Annotated in this window: 15 protein-coding genes and 1 pseudogene; 7 read left to right on the top strand and 9 right to left on the bottom strand. The window is 67.2% G+C overall.

Translation table 11 applies throughout. The features are described from left to right. Positions 1 to 43 precede the first annotated feature (43 nt). From OG817_RS26030 to OG817_RS26020, 3 genes and pseudogenes are all read left to right on the top strand, one after another. Positions 44 to 1,036: a lysylphosphatidylglycerol synthase domain-containing protein gene (locus OG817_RS26030; protein ID WP_406047244.1), complete on the top strand. Its 993-nt coding sequence runs from the start codon at positions 44 to 46 to the stop codon at positions 1,034 to 1,036. Then, positions 1,033 to 2,112: a glycosyltransferase family 4 protein gene (locus OG817_RS26025; RefSeq protein ID WP_406047243.1), complete on the top strand. Its 1,080-nt coding sequence runs from the start codon at positions 1,033 to 1,035 to the stop codon at positions 2,110 to 2,112. The genes OG817_RS26030 and OG817_RS26025 overlap by 4 nt, the downstream gene beginning before the upstream one ends. Then, positions 2,109 to 2,378: pseudogene (locus OG817_RS26020) on the top strand (FAD-binding protein); the annotation flags it as partial. The gene OG817_RS26025 and the pseudogene OG817_RS26020, both read left to right, overlap by 4 nt. Here the strand turns inward: OG817_RS26020 and OG817_RS26015 are convergent. Beyond that, a complete protein-coding gene (locus OG817_RS26015) occupies positions 2,371 to 4,548 on the bottom strand; it encodes an MMPL family transporter (protein ID WP_406057519.1) in 2,178 nt (725 codons plus the stop codon). The pseudogene OG817_RS26020 and the gene OG817_RS26015 sit on opposite strands and share 8 nt — an antisense overlap. Positions 4,549 to 4,648: 100 nt before the next feature. On the opposite strand from OG817_RS26015, the gene OG817_RS26010 reads away from it, so the two are divergent. Together OG817_RS26010 and OG817_RS26005 are read left to right on the top strand one after the other, a co-directional pair. Continuing rightward, positions 4,649 to 6,043, top strand: coding sequence for a sensor histidine kinase (locus OG817_RS26010; RefSeq protein WP_406047242.1), 1,395 nt, complete (start codon positions 4,649 to 4,651; stop codon positions 6,041 to 6,043). Next, a complete protein-coding gene (locus OG817_RS26005; RefSeq protein ID WP_396395367.1) occupies positions 6,034 to 6,726 on the top strand; it encodes a response regulator in 693 nt (230 codons plus the stop codon). The genes OG817_RS26010 and OG817_RS26005 overlap by 10 nt, the downstream gene beginning before the upstream one ends. 30 nt (positions 6,727 to 6,756) lie before the next feature. Here OG817_RS26005 and OG817_RS26000 read toward each other — a convergent pair whose 3' ends face one another. Together OG817_RS26000 and OG817_RS25995 are read right to left on the bottom strand one after the other, a co-directional pair. Beyond that, on the bottom strand, positions 6,757 to 7,635 hold the full coding sequence (locus OG817_RS26000) for an RNA polymerase sigma-70 factor (protein ID WP_406047241.1): 879 nt from the start codon (positions 7,633 to 7,635) through the stop codon (positions 6,757 to 6,759). Beyond that, positions 7,632 to 8,234: a carboxymuconolactone decarboxylase family protein gene (locus OG817_RS25995; RefSeq protein ID WP_406047240.1), complete on the bottom strand. Its 603-nt coding sequence runs from the start codon at positions 8,232 to 8,234 to the stop codon at positions 7,632 to 7,634. Before OG817_RS25995 ends, OG817_RS26000 begins: the two co-directional genes overlap by 4 nt. A gap of 114 nt (positions 8,235 to 8,348) precedes the next feature. Here OG817_RS25995 and OG817_RS25990 point away from each other — a divergent pair, with 114 nt between their 5' ends. Both OG817_RS25990 and OG817_RS25985 read left to right on the top strand, forming a co-directional pair. Beyond that, the gene (locus OG817_RS25990; protein ID WP_406047238.1) at positions 8,349 to 8,495 is read left to right on the top strand and encodes a hypothetical protein; all 147 of its coding nucleotides are present in this window, start codon (positions 8,349 to 8,351) and stop codon (positions 8,493 to 8,495) included. Positions 8,496 to 8,677: 182 nt separating this feature from the next. Next, positions 8,678 to 9,871 (top strand): lanthionine synthetase LanC family protein, encoded by a 1,194-nt coding sequence (locus OG817_RS25985; protein WP_406047237.1) that lies wholly within the window; start codon positions 8,678 to 8,680, stop codon positions 9,869 to 9,871. Between the two features lie 49 nt (positions 9,872 to 9,920). On the opposite strand, the gene OG817_RS25980 is transcribed toward OG817_RS25985, so the two are convergent. The 6 genes from OG817_RS25980 to OG817_RS25955 form a co-directional block, all read right to left on the bottom strand. After that, on the bottom strand, positions 9,921 to 10,736 hold the full coding sequence (locus OG817_RS25980; protein ID WP_406047236.1) for an ABC transporter ATP-binding protein: 816 nt from the start codon (positions 10,734 to 10,736) through the stop codon (positions 9,921 to 9,923). An 8-nt stretch (positions 10,737 to 10,744) separates the two neighbouring features. Next, complete coding sequence (locus OG817_RS25975; protein ID WP_406047235.1) at positions 10,745 to 11,773, bottom strand: FecCD family ABC transporter permease; 1,029 nt, start codon at positions 11,771 to 11,773, stop codon at positions 10,745 to 10,747. A 76-nt stretch (positions 11,774 to 11,849) separates the two neighbouring features. After that, on the bottom strand, positions 11,850 to 12,911 hold the full coding sequence (locus OG817_RS25970) for a FecCD family ABC transporter permease (protein ID WP_406047234.1): 1,062 nt from the start codon (positions 12,909 to 12,911) through the stop codon (positions 11,850 to 11,852). Between the two features lies 1 nt (position 12,912). Continuing rightward, positions 12,913 to 13,935 (bottom strand): Fe(3+) dicitrate ABC transporter substrate-binding protein, encoded by a 1,023-nt coding sequence (locus OG817_RS25965; protein ID WP_396397746.1) that lies wholly within the window; start codon positions 13,933 to 13,935, stop codon positions 12,913 to 12,915. 5 nt (positions 13,936 to 13,940) lie between these two features. Further along, positions 13,941 to 14,813, bottom strand: coding sequence for an alpha/beta hydrolase (locus OG817_RS25960; protein WP_406047233.1), 873 nt, complete (start codon positions 14,811 to 14,813; stop codon positions 13,941 to 13,943). Beyond that, positions 14,810 to 15,940, bottom strand: a complete 1,131-nt coding sequence (locus OG817_RS25955; RefSeq protein WP_406047232.1) for a C45 family autoproteolytic acyltransferase/hydolase — start codon at positions 15,938 to 15,940, stop codon at positions 14,810 to 14,812. The genes OG817_RS25960 and OG817_RS25955 overlap by 4 nt, the downstream gene beginning before the upstream one ends. Positions 15,941 to 16,019 lie beyond the last annotated feature (79 nt).

Here is a 16,019-nt window from a genome sequence, read left to right as displayed (position 1 = left end):
GACCGATGGCGGGGTGACGGTGGACGGCGCGAGGTGGCGGCGGGTGGTGACGTCGGTGCTCAGTGGGCTGCTGACCGCGACCTTGGAGGTGTTCCTGCCCCGGGCAGTGGGCTCGACCTGGACCGACGTCGGGTCGGTCCTCGGCCGAATCTCAGTCCCATCCCTGCTAGCACTCACGATCGTGTGGATCGCTGGGCTGTGGGCGCATTCGTTCGTCCTGTCCGCATCCCTGCCAGGACTGACGAAACGCCGCGGCCTGACGTTGAGTCTGACGGGCAGCGCGGTGGCCAACGTCCTTCCGCTGGGCGGCGCGGCCGGTACGGCCCTGAACTTCGCGATGGTCCGCCGCTGGGGCTTCAGCTCGGTGGCGTTCGGTGGCTTCCTCGCGGTGACCACCCTGCTCAACCTTGTCTCCAAGCTCGGCGTGATCGCGCTCGCCCTTGCGCTGATGCCGATCCTGCACAGCGCGTCCGCGTTCGGCTCCGGGACCCTGCTGTTCCTCCCGGTCCCGGCCGCAGTCGTTGTTTGTGTCTGGATCCTGGCGGACGAGCGAGCCGCAGCCATCGTCGGCGCAGCCCTCGACAAGCCGATCGGAGTCTTTCGGGCCTCGGACCTGGCCGTACGGATCCCTGCCTTGCGACGCTCGATTCTCCGGATCGTGCGATCAGGCTGGCGTCCGATGACCGTCGGGATGCTCGCCTACCTCGCCCTGCAGTTGGCCCTGCTGTGGCTCTGTTTCCAGGTGCTCGGCGTAGCGCTGGGGTTGCCAGTGCTCTTCACGGCGCTGGCCGTCGAGCGACTGCTGACCCTCGTTCCGATCACCCCCGGTGCGGCCGGGATTGTCGAAGTGGGCACTACCGCGGCTCTGGTTGCTCTCGGTGGTGACCCGGCCGGCGTCGCCGCCGGCCTGCTCCTGTTCCGCGGCTTCACGTACCTCATGGAGATCCCTGTCGGTGGACTCACGTTGGCGATCTGGCTCGCTGCCCAGCGTCGACGCCGCCAGGACCGGAGCGAGCTGGAAGCACTGGCCGGATGAGGATCGCCATGGTCAGCGACTGCTACCTCCCGAGACTCGGCGGAATCGAACTCCAGGTCCACGACCTCGCCGCACAGCTCATCACGGCCGGCCATCACGTCACCGTGTTCACGACGGCCGAGGGTCCGCCCGCGGCCGGCGGCGTACCCGTCGTGCGCCTTCCCGCGCTGGCTGGAGCGCTGTTGCCATCGGCAATCGAACGGCTTCGGGACGAGCTGAGCAGCTTCGATGTCGTCCACTCGCATACGTCCTTGCTCTCACCGTTGGCGTGGCAGGCAGCGCGCCTCGCCCGAGCGGCGATCGTCACGCTGCACTCGTTGCCGAGTGCATCGATGCCGTGGCCGGTGGCGTGGGTGGACCGGTACGTCGGCGACGTCCGGTGGACCGCGGTCAGCGAGGCCGTGGCCGGCGTACTCAGGCGATCGCTGCCCGGCCGATCGGTCGGCGTGTTGCACAACGGCATCGAGCCGGGCCCGTGGCGGCAGCCGCGACGAGCAGAGCATCCCCTCACCATCGTGAGCACGATGAGACTCACCCGTCGCAAGCGCCCGATGGCTCTCCTTCGAACCCTGGAGAACATCCGAAGACTCCTGCCTTCCGAGATCCCTGTCCGTGCGGCGATCATCGGCTCAGGACCGCTGGCAGGCGCCGTGGCGGCAGCGGTCCGGAGGCGTGGGCTGGCCGGATGGGTCGATCTGCCCGGGCGCCTTACCAGGTACGAGATCCAGCAGCTCTATGCCGCCGCGGACGTGTACCTCGCTCCGGCCGAGTTGGAGTCCTTCGGGGTTGCGGCCCTGGAGGCACGGTGCGCTGGTCTACCCGTTGTGGCGATGGCATCCGGCGGTGTCGGCGAATTCGTCCGGTCCGGAGTCGAGGGTTATCTCGTCGACAGCGACGTTCGGATGGCGGAGGCTGCGGCCGCGCTGCTGACCGACACCGCAGTCTTGTCGCGCATGCAGGAACACAACCAGCACACGGATCCCGTGATGACCTGGAACAAGGTCGTCGCCGAGCATCTGACGGCGTACCAGACTCAGCACGCTCTCGGCGCTCGGTCCCTAACGTCGGCAGCATGACCCTCGAGGATCCCAACACGGCTGACTTGTCCGGTTGGGGGCGGACGGTCCATCGGACGGCTCCGGCACGGCGGCCGGCCTTCGACGGCGGACTGGTCGACGTGGTTCTGGCCGAGCCGAGGATCACCCTGCGTGGGGCCGGGAAGAGTTACGGCGATGCGGCGCTCCCCGGTGACGGAGTCGTGCTCGACATGACCGCTCGTGATCGGATCGTCTCGTTCGACCAGGGAGAGGGCGTGATCGTCGTAGTTGGTGGCGTCACGATCCGACCGGCGTCGGCGCGGGGGTCGCGGTCGGGGTCTCGGAGTCGTGCGCAGACAGGTACGCGTCGGACCGCCCTTCGACGTGCAGGTGGGGCATCCAGCGCTCCAGCGGACGGGGCAGCCACCAGTTGCGGTGACCGAGCAGCCGCATCACCGCCGGGACCAGCAACATGCGGACGATCGTCGCGTCCACCAGAATCGCGGCCGCCATGCCCACCCCGAAGGACTTCAGGGTCACGTCGTCGAGCGCGATCATCGCCGCGAAGACCACGATCATGATGGACGCGGCGGCGGTGATCACGCGGCCGGTCCCGGCCAGCCCGGAGAGGATGGCCTGACTGTTGTCGCGGGTGCGTACCCACGTCTCGCTCATCCGGCTGACCAGGAAGACCTCGTAGTCCATCGAGAGCCCGAACAACAGGGCGAACATGATCACTGGTACGTACCCCGCCAGCGGTGCCGCCGAGTCGATGCCGATCAGCCGGCCGGCCCAGCCTCCCTCGAGGAAGAACGCCAGTACGCCGTACGCCGCCGCCACGGACAGCAGGTTCATCACTGCCGCGGTGGCGGCGATGACGATACTGCGGAATGCCACGAGCAGAAGGAGCATGGACACGAGGACGACTCCGCCGATGAGGTACGGGAGCCGGTCGACGACTGATGAGTTGAGGTCGATCGTCGTGGCGGTCCTCCCGCCGACATGTGCGTGCGTATCGGTGCCCTTGACGGCGGCCGGGATCACGTTGTCCCGGACCGAGCGCACCAGGTCCACGGTGGCGCTGTCCTGTGGTCCTGTGGCGGGCACGACTGTGATGAGCGCGGTGTCGCCGGTCGAGTTGAGCTGTGGCGGTGACACTGCGGCGACACCGGCTGCCGCCTCGAGTCCCGCGTGCAGCTGCTTGATGACCGTGTCGCCCTGAGCCTGGCCGAGATCCGCGACCACCATCAGAGGACCGCTGGTGCCCGGACCGAAGCCCTCGGCCAGCATGTCGTAGCCCTGCCGGTTGGAGGTGTCTTCAGGGTCGTTGCCCGCGTCGGGCATGGCGAACCGGACGCCGAGGAAGGGGACGGCAAGCAAGACCAGTACGGCGATGGCTCCGGCAGCGGCGAGCACGCTGTGTCGCTGCACCAGTCGGCTCCACCGCACCCAGCCGGCTGCTGGGACCACGTGGCCGTCAGCCGAGACCCGCGCGACACGGCGGCGTCCGAGTGGCAGTCGCAACCGGTCGATCCACCTGCCCAGATAGCCCAACAGCGCGGGGAACAGCGTCAGAGCGGCGAGCATCACGATCAGTAGCGCCACCATCGTCACGACGGCGGTGCCGTCCATGATGGACAGTCCCATCGCGAAGAGCCCGCCCATGCTCACGATCACCGTTCCACCGGCGACGAGGACGGCCCGGCCGGCGGTGTCGAGTGTCGCCACCGTTGCCAGTTCAGGATCGAGCCCCACGGCCCGCCACTCCCGGAACCGGGTGACCATCAGCAGCGCATAGTCGATGCCCACGGCGATGCCGAGCATCGCCCCGATGAGCGGCGCGAAGTCGGGCACGTCCACCACCGCCGCCATCAGGCCGACCAGGCTGGAGCTCACCAGCAGCCCGCCGACCGCCAAGGCCAGGGGCAGGCCGGCCGCCACCAGTGATCCGAACGTGATCAGCAGGATCACGGCGGCCGCCATCAGCCCCAGCATCTCGGTGGTGCCGCCCTGCGGCGCTTCTGCCCGCTGAACCGCCTGGCCAGTGAGGGCGATCTCCAGGCCTTCGCCCTCGGCATGGTCGCTGGCAGCCAGCAACCTCTCGGTGTCCTCGACCGGCATGTCGTTGGGGTTGGCGACGTCGAGATAGACGCGTGCGATCAGGGTCCGGCCATCCGGTGAGGGAGCAGTACCGGTGGCGGACGGATCCTCCACGTCCGCGACATGTGGCATGCCGCGCAACTTCCCGAGGAGTGCCTCGACCCGGCCTTGGACCTCGCTGCCGGCCACGTTGTCGGCGCGGGCCACCAAATCGATGCGATCGCCCGCCTGAGCCGGGAATCGCTCTGTCAGCAGCGTCTGTGCTTGCTCCGAGTCCGACCCCGGCAGGGTCGTGCCGTTGACCTTCTCTCCTCCGAACGCGGCCGACAGGCCGATGGCCAGCCCTAGTGCCAGCAGCCAAGCCAGCAACACCATCCCGCGCCGGCGGAAGGACAGGCGTGCCAGCCGTCCCAACGGGCCTGGGCGTGCGCGACCGGCACCGTAGTGGCGGTCGTCGGGCAGGTACGTGTCGGTCATGAAGGCCTCCGTCAGTGATGTGACGGAGTTGATCGTCTCGCCGGTGACGACGCCGGTACGTCCGTTCGAGGACGGCACTGTCTACGCCTTTCGACGTAGACGTCACGGCCTGGATCGCGCTCTTCGTCGTACTGGCCCGCGCACCGGACGGGAGTCCCTGCTGCGGCCGAAGACCTATGATCGCGACATGCAAGCCCGCGCCGTCTCGTTCCGCCTGCCTGCGCTTGCGCTGGACCTGTGTCTCGCCCTCTTCATCACGGTGATGCAGGTCCAAGGCAGCCTGGCCAAAGTGGCAGCCGACCCCGATTCGGTGTTACGTCCCCTCTCGGACCTCGGCTACCTCGGATACGTCTTGCTCATCGTCAGTGGCGCCGTCGTCGCTCTGCGGCGCCAGTTCCCGGTGGCGGTCTTCGCGATCACCGCGGTCGCCAGCCTGATCTACTACACCCTGGACTTCCCGGACGGACCTGGCTGGCTCGGGCTCTTCGTCGCCCTCTACAGCCTCGCTGCGTGTGGCGACGGGCGCCGGTCGCTGGCGATCGCCGCCGTCGGGATCACGGTGCTGACCGGCGGCTGGCTGGTCGCTGCCGCAGACATCGAGCCGCCCGCCGCCATCGGGTGGGTGTTCTTCCGGATCGGGGCCTCGGTGATGAGCGTCGCCCTCGGCGAGTCGGTCCGGACTCGACGCGTCATCGCTGCCGACGCGCTGGAGCGGGCCGAGCTGGCCGAACGAACCCGCGAGGAGGAAGCACGGGCCCGGGTCGACGAAGAACGACTCAGGATCGCTCGCGAGGTGCACGACACCGTCGCTCATGCCATCGCCATCATCAACGTCCAGTCCGGTGTCACCGCCCACCTCCTCGACAAACGGCCCGAACGGACACGCGAGGCGCTGGAGGCCATCGAGCAGACCAGCTCCAAGGCGCTGCACGAGATGCGGTCCATCCTCGGCGTACTCCGAGATGCCGACGACGGGCGAGCGCTGCACCCTGGCCTCGGACAGATCGACGAGTTGTTCGCCAACGCGCGCCACGCCGGACTCGAGATGATGCTCGAGAGTGCGCCGTCCACCCCGGCATTGCCGACCGCGGTGGACAGCGCTGCTTTCCGAATCCTCCAAGAGTCCATCACGAACGTGATCCGCCACGTAGGTCCGACCCGGGTGACGGTCGGGCTCGGCTACGGAGTCGACTCCCTCGAGTTGAGCGTGACCAACGAACGTGGCCACGCCCAGAGCAATGGCGCAAGATCCGCTGTACCAGGGCGTGGGATCATTGGCATGCGCGAGCGGTGTCAACTCTTGGGCGGCGATCTCGACGCCGGGCCGATAGCTGATGGCGGGTTCGCGGTTGTTGCACGACTGCCCTTTGCGCCGGGAGCGACATGCCGTTGAAGACGTCCCTCGACGACACGCCGATCAAGGTGCTGGTCGTCGACGACGAGGGTCTCGTGCGTTCCGGCTTCAGGGCGCTCCTCGAAGCCGAGGACGGCATCGAAGTGGTAGGTGAAGCCACCAACGGAGTTCAGGCCGTCGAACAAGCCCGCGCCACCCGGCCCCACGTCGTACTCATGGACATCCGGATGCCGAAGATGGACGGCATCCAGGCCACTCAACAGATCGCCGCGACACCCGGACTCCAGCACGTTCGCGTCCTCATCCTGACCACCTACGACACCGACGCGTACGTCTTCGAGGGACTCCAGGCCGGTGCCAGCGGGTTCCTGCTCAAAGACGCCGGTCCCGCCGAGCTCCTCCACGGCATCCGCGTCGTCGCCGCCGGAGACTCGCTGCTCGCACCGCGAATCACCCGACGCCTCATCTCACAGTTCACCGCTCAACGAACAGTCAGCCAGGCAGCCGACGAACGGCTCGCGGTGCTCACCGAACGAGAACGCGAAGTTCTGTCCCTGGTTGGTCAGGGCATGAGCAATCAGGAGATCGGCGCCGAGCTGTTCCTCAGCCCAGCCACCGCACGCACCCACGTCAGCCACGCCATGGTGAAACTCCGTGCCCGCGACCGCGCGCAACTCGTTGTCATCGCCTATCAAACAGGCCTGGTCAGCGCCCAACCTTGACCAGCAGGCATCCAACCCACCGCGACCTCGTCATGTGGCCAGCAGCGTTTCCCGATCGAGACGGGTCAGTTTCTCCGGGTTGGCGATGCCGTAGATCCCTGTGATGCGGCCGCCCGCGACTTGCACGCTGGCCACACCGACGGGTTGGCCGTCGAGGTCGATCCTGACCGCCGGCGCGCCGTTGACCCACGTGGCGTGTACGACGAGGCCGTCGTACCTGCCCACCGCGGCCAAGGCATCCGCCACGCGCTCGGCTCCCTCGAGCGGCCGTCGGGCCGCAGGAGCTAGCCCACCGCCGTCGCCCACTGCCACCACGTCCGGGGCCAGCACAGTCAGGAGTGCATCGACGTCCCCGGTCCGGATCGCGACGAGGAACCGCTCGACGACCTCCTCCTGCTCCGCGCGGGTGACCCGGGTCCGCGGGCGTCGGGCCGCCACGTGCCGGCGCGCCCGGTGGGCGATCTGTCGGACGGTCGCCGGAGTCTTGTCGAGCGCCTCTGCGATCTCGTCGTACGGCACCGCGAAGACCTCGCGCAGCACGAACACGGCCCGCTCGGTCGGGCCCAGCGTCTCCAGCACGGTGAGCATGGCAATCGAGACGCTGTCCGCGAGCGCGACATCATTGGCAACGTCAGGGGTGGTCAGCAGCGGCTCGGGCAGCCACTGGCCGACATACTTCTCGCGAAGGCGCGAGAGCGTCCGCATCCGGTTGAGCGCCTGCCGGGTGACGATGCGGATCAGGAACGCGCGGGGGCTGTGTACCTGCCGTTGGTCGACGTCGGCCCACTGCAGCCAGCTCTCCTGGACGACGTCCTCGGCGTCGGCCGCCGAGGAGAGCAACTCGTAGGCGACGGTGAAGAGGAGGCTGCGATGAGCCTCGAACTCCTCGGTGCCATTCGGTGTGCTCATGACTGCGACGCTACGCCGGTCGCAGACCTCGAGGGCTCGGTCAGTGGGCGGAGGCCGCACGCCGCCGCGAAGCCCTGAGACTCGAAGGGCCCGATCGCGATGTTCATTCGGGCAGCCATGTTCGCCAGCGTGATGTAGGCGGTCAGCTCCAGCAGAGCCGGTGCCCCGAGACTGTTCAACAACCTCGCCGAGAGTTCATCTGTCACCGTCGGCGGCGTCTGGCTCATCGCTTCGGCGTACTCCATCACGTCACGCTCGAGCGGGGTGAAGACGTCGGACTCGCGCCAGCCCGGCACCTCGCGGGCCTTCTTCACATCGAGGCCGTCGTGGTTCGCCATGAAATAGCCGAGGTCGAGGCAGAACCTGCAGCCGATCAGATCCATGGTCGCCATATGGGCGAAGGCCTTGAGGTTCTCGTCGCACTCGTTCCATTTCTTCGCCTTCTTCGACAGGCCCATCATGGTCATCAGAACCGACTTGTTGTGCCACATGACTTCCAGCTGCTCCGGTACCTCGCCCAGCATCTTCCGGCTGACTCTCTTGGCTACCGCGCCGAGAACTCCGGTGATCTCGGTCTTGGGGATCCTGGTCTCGGACATCTCGTCTCCTGGTTGCGTTGGTTGGACCATCGGTCGGTCACCCCATGAGTCACCGGAGGCGGACGAGATGTGACATCCGGTCAGGAGCCGGCACTCAGAACGGCGGCTTTGCAGTTGATCGAGAGACTGGCCTCGGAACGCAGCGGGCTGGACAAAGCCATCGCCCGGCTCCAGGCCGCTCGCGCCACCCTCGACACCATCATCGACCGGCGCGATCCCGGCTCTGCCGCGCCGACGTGGCATGCGCCGGCTCCGACCTGAGCCGCGAAGACGTCGTTGCCGACGAGGGTTTTGTTCGCAGACGTTGTGCACGATGAGGAACAGGCAGCCGCTTTCGAACGGATCGCCGACTGACCCTCACGAAGCCAGCTACCGACCCGTGATCGGGATCAACCCGAACGGGTGCCGAAGCCGGCGAGTGTCTGCAACGTAAACTGGCCGCCGTGGGGACGCCAGATCGTGCGGCAAGGGCCGAAGAGGTGACGTGGCTTGCGCGAGGGGCGGCTGACTGGTTGGTCGGCAAAGTTGCCGACTGCAAGGACCCGTCGCTCTACCACGGCATGGCCGGGATCGTGCTCGCGCTGCAGGAAGCGGCGCAGCACTTCGGCGACGACCGCTATCACCATGCAGTGGCAGCGGGCGTGGATGCTCTGGCCGCGAGCGTCGACAGTCTTGAGGACTCGTCGCTGTACTTCGGCTTGGCCGGCGTCGCTGCTGGGCTGCGGGCACCTGGCAGTCTCGATGCGGCAGATCGGGCGCTGGGCAGGATTCGGGATCGCTTCGATGGTCAGCGCTGGGGCCCGATGTTCGAGCTCTTCGCCGGCAACGCCGGCATAGGGCTTGGTGCACTGTCTGCGGGTGATGTGGACCTGGCCGTTGCGGCGGTCACGCCCTACCTCACTACGGCGGATCGGACGGCATGTGGCGTGAACTGGCCGGTCCGGCCTTCTCCGCCGCGGTCCCATCACATTGCGCACGGCACCCTGGGCATCGTCTATGCGCTGGCCGCCGTCGGTCGAGCCGCTGACCGGGAGGATCTGATCGACCTTGCCCTCACCGGAGCAGCAGACGTCGTGGGCCGCAATGAGGCTGGTCCCGACGGCTTCCTTGTACCGCACTCTGACCCACCGCACCGGCCTGATGTGGTGGAGCGGTTCAGCCTTGGTTGGTGCAATGGTCCGGCGGGCGACGCACAAGTCTTTCGCCTGCTCGCGCAGGTCACTGGAGACTCGGCCTGGATTCGACTCGGTGACTCCTGCTGGCAAACGGTCACACAGTCCGGGTTGCCGCGTCGGATCCGTCCGGGTTTCTGGGACAACCACGGGCGGTGCTGCGGGACCGCAGGCGTGCTGGCCCTGGCCTGCGACCGGATCGTGGAATGTGGTGGCGACTTCGAGTTCGCCGACGTCCTGGTCGATGACCTGGTGACTCACGCAATCGTCGATGAAGCCGGCGTTCGCTGGTCGAATCATGAGCACCGCGCAGACCCACCAGACCTTGAACCGCGCCCCGGATGGGCCATGGGCAACGCAGGCATCGTTCGTGAGTTGCTGCGCTACGCACGACTGAACGAGGGCGGCTTCGGCGGCTATGCAGTCGCGTGGCCGGACCATCCCGTCACAGACGCGAACCCGTAACGTACCCGTCCTCCGAACCCCGGGCGACCTTGAAGGCTGCTCTCGAGCCTCAGCAGTTCGCAACCGCTACCTGGGCTTGGTTTCGCAGGCCGGCGCGCAGTGGGATACACATCGGTTTACCACTGACCGGGTGAGGCACGACCTTGGACTCGACTCCGAAGACGTCGCGGATGGTGTCGCAGGTGAAGACGTCTTCGGGGGTGCCTTGGGTGACGAGGGTGCCGGATTTCATGACGAAGACGTGGTCGGCGTATTCGGCGGCCATGTTGAAGTCGTGGAGCACCATCGCGACGGTTTTGCCTTGTTCCTGGTTGAGTTGGTGTAGCAGGTCGAGTACTTCGAGTTGGTAGGCGACGTCGAGGTAGGTGGTGGGTTCGTCGAGCAGGATGAGGTCGGTGCCTTGGGCGAGGCAGAGCGCGATCCAGACGCGTTGGCGCTGTCCGCCGGACAGTTGGTCGACGTGTTGGTGGCGCAGTTCGGTGGTGCTGGTGACGTCCATGGCCCATTCGACGGTGTCTTTGTCGGCCTGGCTGGGGACTTTGAGGGAGGTGCGGTGGGGGTGGCGGCCGAACCAGACCAGGTCCTCGACCGAGATCGACTCGGGTGTGACCAGGACCTGGGGCAGGATCGCCAGCAGCCGGGCTACTTCCTTGGTCGGTGTGTCCTGGATCGATTTGCCGTCCAGGATCACACTGCCTTTGGCTGGTGGCAGTAGCCGGGCCAGGGCCCGCAGTGCGGTGCTTTTGCCGGAGCCGTTGGGGCCGATCAGGACGCTGACCTTCCCGTCGGGGATGGTCAGGGTCAGGTCGTGGGCGATGACGGTTTGGTCATAGGCGAGCTGGACGCCTTGTGCCTGCAGACGCATGGCGGTTCCTACTTTCCGGTCTTCACGAGCAGGTAGAGGAAGTACGGGCCCCCGACGACCGCTGTGACCAGGCCGGCCGGGATCTCCAGCGGGGGTGCGAGGCCGCGGCCGATCATGTCGGCGAACAGCATCAGCAGGACGCCGAACAGCGCGGCGGCCGGGATCGAGGCGAGGTGGCGGCCGCCGAAGACGCGGCGGGCCATGTGCGGGGCGATCAGTCCGACGAAGCCGATCGTGCCGGACACCGCGACCGCGGCCGAGGCCAGCGCGACCGCGAACAGCAGCAGCACCCGGCGGGTTTTCTCGACCGGTTCGCCGAGCCCGGCGGCCAGGTCGTCGCCGAGGCCGAGGACGTCGAGCTTGCGGGCCCAGATCACGATCAGCGGCACCAGCACCAGCACCCACGGCAGGATCTGCAGCACCGAGCCCATCGACCGGCCGAACAGGCTGCCGGTCAGCCAGATCAACGCCGCGGACACATCCAGCGGGTTGCGCACCAGCAGGAACCGGATCCCGGCCTCGAACGCGGCCGAGACCGCGATCCCGACCAGCGCGATCCGTACCGGCGTCGCGCCGCGGCGATAGGCCAGCAGATACACCAACGCGGCCGCGGCCAGGCCACCCACGAACGCGGCCGGGACGACCGCGAACACCGGCACACCCGGAATCGCCAGCAGCAACACCATGCCCGCGAACCCGGCCCCCTTGGTCACACCGACCACATCCGGCGCGGCCAGCGGGTTACGGATCACGCCCTGCATCACCGCACCAGACACCGCCAGCGCGATCCCGACCAGCCACGCCAGCAACACCCGCGGCAACTGGAACTGCACCACGATCTGCGCGGCCTGATCACCGGTGTCACCGATCACCGCACGCAAAACATCACCCATCGAGACATCGGTCGCGCCGACACTGAGACTGTAGAAACTCAGCACCACCGCCAACACACCCAGCCAGGCCATCAAGGCACCCGGATGCCGCCTGGCCAGAGAAGTCCGGCGCACATGCTGCGCCACAATCGCCGAACTGGTCATCGACGTCCTCGCTTCGCTCCGGGCGCCGATGAGACACCAGATGGACTGTGTTTGATGATGAACTCGCTTCGCTCGTTCATGAGGTCACCTTCTGCCGACGGGCCAGATACACGAAGATCGGTGCGCCGATCAGGGCGGTCACCACACCGGCCGGGACCTCGAACGGCGGCTTGACATAGCGCGACAAGATGTCGGCATACAACACCAGCACCCCACCGCCGACCGCACACAACGGCAACAAAACCGTGTAACTCGAACCCACAATCCGGCGCATGATGTGCGGCACGATCAACCCGATGAACGCCACCGGGCCGGCCACAGAGACGGCGGCACCGCACAGCACGACGACGAAGGCTGAGCCGAGCAGCCGGGTCCGTTCGACGTTCTGACCGAGACCGCGGGCCATGTCGTCGCCGAGGGCAAGCAGGTTGAGCGAGCGCGCCATCGAGAACGCACCCACCAGCCCGATGGCGAGCCAGGGGAGCAGATCGCGGATGTCGCCCCAGCCGGCGAAGTTCACCCCGCCGACGAGCCAGAACAACACGCTGTCCGCGGAGTTCTCGTCGAAGATGATCAGCACCTGCGTCAACGAGATCAACAAGCTGCTGGCCGTGACACCTGCCAGCGCCAGCCGGACCGGACTCACCCGCCCGCTGCCCGAACCGGCCAGCAGCATCACCGACACACCGGCCACGGCCGCACCACCGAACGCCAGCACGATTGTTGGCGCGCCGGACAGCGACGGCAGGATCGTCACCGCCAGCACAACCACGAACACAGCACCCGCGTTGACGCCCATGATCTCCGGCGCTGCCAGCGGGTTGGCGGCGACGGCCTGCATCAGAGCACCAGCGACCGCCAGGGCGGCGCCGACCAGCAAGGCCAGCACCACCCTTGGCATCCGGATGGACTGCAGGATCAACTCGTCCGGCTGGTCGGCCTTGATGAGCGCTCCGGGCAACCGTGACAGCGAGATGTGCTGACTGCCCATCGACAGACCCCAGACGACGCCGATCACCAGGAGGGCCAGCAGGACCAGGGCTGCCCAGGTGACCCGCTGCTTGCTGGTGACAATCCTCGGACGACGGTGAGCTGCGTCCTCGGTGGCGGTGGGCAGAATGCCCGTCGACTGGGACATGTCAGTTCCCGTAGAGGTTCTTGACGGCTTCCTGGGCGATCAGTTCCGAGGCGACCAGACCACGTGATCGCGACCAGACGTTCTGGTCGACCTTGTACGTCGCGTTGTCCTTGACCGCGGGGATCTCCTTCCAGAGCGGGCTTTTCTCCCACGTGTCGGCCAGGGTGTCGCCGGTCTGGCCGGCGATGAACATGATGTCGGGCTTGGTGGTGACAACTGTCTCCAGCGTGAGCGAGACCGTCGCGTCGCCACTGTCGTCGGCCAGCGGGGACTTGATCCCGAGCAGGGCCAGCACGCCGGGGGTGTAGGCCTTCGGTGGGAAACCGGTGAACTCCTTGTCGGACGACACCGCGAACAACGCCGCGCGGGTCTCACCGGACTTCGCCTTGGCCTTCAGGTCGGTCAGGATCTTGTCGTGCTCGGTCAGCCGGGTCTTCATCTGGTCGCACTTGTTCAGCGCGATCGCCGCGGACATCTCGCTGTCCATCACCTGCTGGTAGTTGCCGTTGAGGCTGGCGTAGGCGACGGTCGGCGCGATCTTCGACAGTTGGGCGTAGATCGCCTTGTGCCGTCCGCTGTCGGCGAGGATCAGGTCGGGTTTGAGTGCGGTGATCACCTGGATGTTCGGGGTTGCGCGCAGGCCGACCGACTTGTACTCGCCGACCTTGTCGCGCAGGCCGGGGATGATCCGCTCCGGCTTGTCGTCGTCGGCTACCCCGGCCGGCGCCAGGCCGACCGCGACCAGCGCGTCGACGAAGGAGAACTCCAGCGCAACCACCCGCTTCGGGTCGCCGGTGACGGTGGTGGTGCCGAGGTCGTGCTTGATCGTCCTGGTGGCCTTGCCGCACTGCTCGAGATTGACGTCCGAGCTGATCCCCTGCGCGGCCGCGGACCGGTTGGCGTTCGGTGCGTCGCCGGTGGCCGGCGACGCGGACGTGCCGCCGCACCCGGCCAGGCCGACCGCCGCGACGGTCAAGGTGAGGACGGCGATCGACCGCCGCGGCCTCGAAGCGGTGTTGGACATGGCAATCACTCCTGGTGTCGAAGATGCGTTACAGGGGTGGGGCGGCGAATCTGGGGCCGGGACCGCAGCAGCCCGGCGAAGAAGGCCCGGACGGCCGGAAGGATCAGTGAGCCGCGGTGGGCGACTCCGGGGACGAGTTCGAACCGGACGTCGATGCCCTGGGCAAGGAAGTCGCGCTCGAGTGTGCGCAGGCGCTCGATCCGGGTACTACCAGTCTTTTCGGCGCCGTCCATCCAGTTGGACTCGCCGGGGTTGTCGATCTCCCAGGTCTCGACGTCGTTGTCGCCGACAACCATCAGGATCGGCACGCGGCGCAGCGAGTCGAGGTCGACCGCACGACCGAAGCGTTGCTGGAGATCCTTGGTGCCGAGCCACCAGGGAAGACTGTCGTCGAGCTGGGTGATCCGGCCGGGAGCACCGATCGACACTCCGGCCAGGCGATCGGGATGAAGATAGAGGAAGCGGTGGGCGAACTGACCGCCGCCGGAGAATCCGTGCAGATAGAACACGTCCGGGTCGACCGGGTACCGCCGGCTGACCTCGTCGACCATGGCGAGCAACGCCTGGTCGTACCGGATGCCCTGGTACTCGATGAACTTGAAGTTGTGCAGATCCTCCGGATCGATGATCCCGGCGGGGAACAGCGGAGCGAGTACGGCGATCTGGTGCTCTTCGGCGAACGCGGCCATGTGGTCGCGGTACAACGAGGCGTTGCGCTCGGTGCCGTGCTGCATGACGAGCAGCGGGGCCCGGTCGGTGCCCAGCGTCTGCGGCACGTAGAGGCAGTAGCCGAGCCGCTGGTCGTACTGCGAGGCGAAGATCGGGGTCTTGCCCCGCGCGAAGTGGGCCGAGGTCGGCTCGGCGGGCTGCCCGATCATGGCCGGATCTCGTCGTACAGGTTGAACGGGACCAGTTCGTACTTGTTCTCGCACGGAGATCCCGCGGCTACGTAGTACTCGCCGGTGGTGAGATCGACGCAACTGGACAAGGTGGTGGACCACTGCTCGACGGCGGGAAGCCGCTCGTCCGGGTGGGCGCAGAGCGAGTCCGGGTATCCGAGGTGGTCCGACATCGCTGTGTGGATTGCGTTCCGGACGTCGTCCGGCGTGGCCCCGTCTGCTGCCTTCACCAGGCCCCGACGAGCGCGTGGTACCCGGATCAGTGAGTCGGGGGAGATCAGTCGGCCGGTGCTGCCGACCTCCGTCGGATTGAGGACCTGGTAATGGTTGCCGTGCACAATCAGCCCGTTCTCGCCGTACTCCCAGCCGTGTCCGCCTGGAGTGGTCTCGACGTCGATCGAAAAACCGTCGCGATGGGTGAGGAGGGCGTTGCTGGGGATGTGGGCCTTGGTCGAGGTGAGGATCTTGACCGCGTCGGCGATGTTCGCGGCGTCGAGCACCGCGCGGCGGATGACCGTCTGAGGCATCCCGACCGAGTCGTCGAAGCGCCCGCCCAGGCCGTTCGCGTTCAGTGCGAGGCCGTCGGAGTTCGCGCCGTGGCGTCCGATCTGCCCGGCCTCGACCTGCAGGATCAGCGTCGGCTTCGGTGGCTGCACGATCCGAAGGAGGACGACGGATCCGCGGACCGCTTCGCGCCAGTCCCAGTTCTGGCCGGCGTAGACGTGCCCGTCGCCGGCCGCGCCGTCGATCAGGGAGAACGACGTACAGCCGTCGACGTCCTCGCGGACCGGGGACTCGGGGAACCAGTTGTCGTAGATGATCTCGCCGCGACAGTTGAGGGCGACGATCTCGGGCAGCGTGACGCCGGCGCCGTCGGCGATCCCGGCCATCTCTGCCAGCAACTCGGGGTGGTCCCGCTCGACGAGACGCTGCCACGGCCGGGTGTGATCGAGCACCTGATCCCAGGACAGACCGGTCTGGTGCGCGAAGCCCTCGCGGTAGTACGCAATCGCGTCGGCGATCAGATCCGCGGCGGCACTCCCGTACTGACGGCCACGTTCCTGGGCGGACGGGCTCGTGATCTCGATGACTCGGAGACTCGGCACACGCGCTCCTCGGATGAACACTCTTGGCTAGAAAGAGAACATTGACGCAATACTGTAACGGCTATTACGGTCCTGTCCA

The sequence above is a fragment of the Kribbella sp. NBC_00889 genome, assembly GCF_045207705.1.
Taxonomy (GTDB): Bacteria; Actinomycetota; Actinomycetes; order Propionibacteriales; family Kribbellaceae; genus Kribbella.
This window is presented reverse-complemented; position numbering and strand designations above follow the sequence as displayed.

What these genes read in the sequence shown, in the direction of transcription:
- OG817_RS26025 (WP_406047243.1), top strand. Translation starts at nt 1,033, where the DNA reads ATGAGGATCGCCATGGTCAGCGACTGCTACCTCCCGAGACTCGGCGGA.
- OG817_RS26015 (WP_406057519.1), bottom strand. Translation starts at nt 4,548, where the DNA reads ATGGTGTTGCTGGCTTGGCTGCTGGCACTAGGGCTGGCCATCGGCCTG.
- OG817_RS26010 (WP_406047242.1), top strand. Translation starts at nt 4,649, where the DNA reads ATGAAGGCCTCCGTCAGTGATGTGACGGAGTTGATCGTCTCGCCGGTG.
- OG817_RS26005 (WP_396395367.1), top strand. Translation starts at nt 6,034, where the DNA reads ATGCCGTTGAAGACGTCCCTCGACGACACGCCGATCAAGGTGCTGGTC.
- OG817_RS26000 (WP_406047241.1), bottom strand. Translation starts at nt 7,635, where the DNA reads ATGAGCACACCGAATGGCACCGAGGAGTTCGAGGCTCATCGCAGCCTC.
- OG817_RS25995 (WP_406047240.1), bottom strand. Translation starts at nt 8,234, where the DNA reads ATGTCCGAGACCAGGATCCCCAAGACCGAGATCACCGGAGTTCTCGGC.
- OG817_RS25980 (WP_406047236.1), bottom strand. Translation starts at nt 10,736, where the DNA reads ATGCGTCTGCAGGCACAAGGCGTCCAGCTCGCCTATGACCAAACCGTC.
- OG817_RS25975 (WP_406047235.1), bottom strand. Translation starts at nt 11,773, where the DNA reads ATGACCAGTTCGGCGATTGTGGCGCAGCATGTGCGCCGGACTTCTCTG.
- OG817_RS25970 (WP_406047234.1), bottom strand. Translation starts at nt 12,911, where the DNA reads ATGTCCCAGTCGACGGGCATTCTGCCCACCGCCACCGAGGACGCAGCT.
- OG817_RS25965 (WP_396397746.1), bottom strand. Translation starts at nt 13,935, where the DNA reads ATGTCCAACACCGCTTCGAGGCCGCGGCGGTCGATCGCCGTCCTCACC.
- OG817_RS25960 (WP_406047233.1), bottom strand. Translation starts at nt 14,813, where the DNA reads ATGATCGGGCAGCCCGCCGAGCCGACCTCGGCCCACTTCGCGCGGGGC.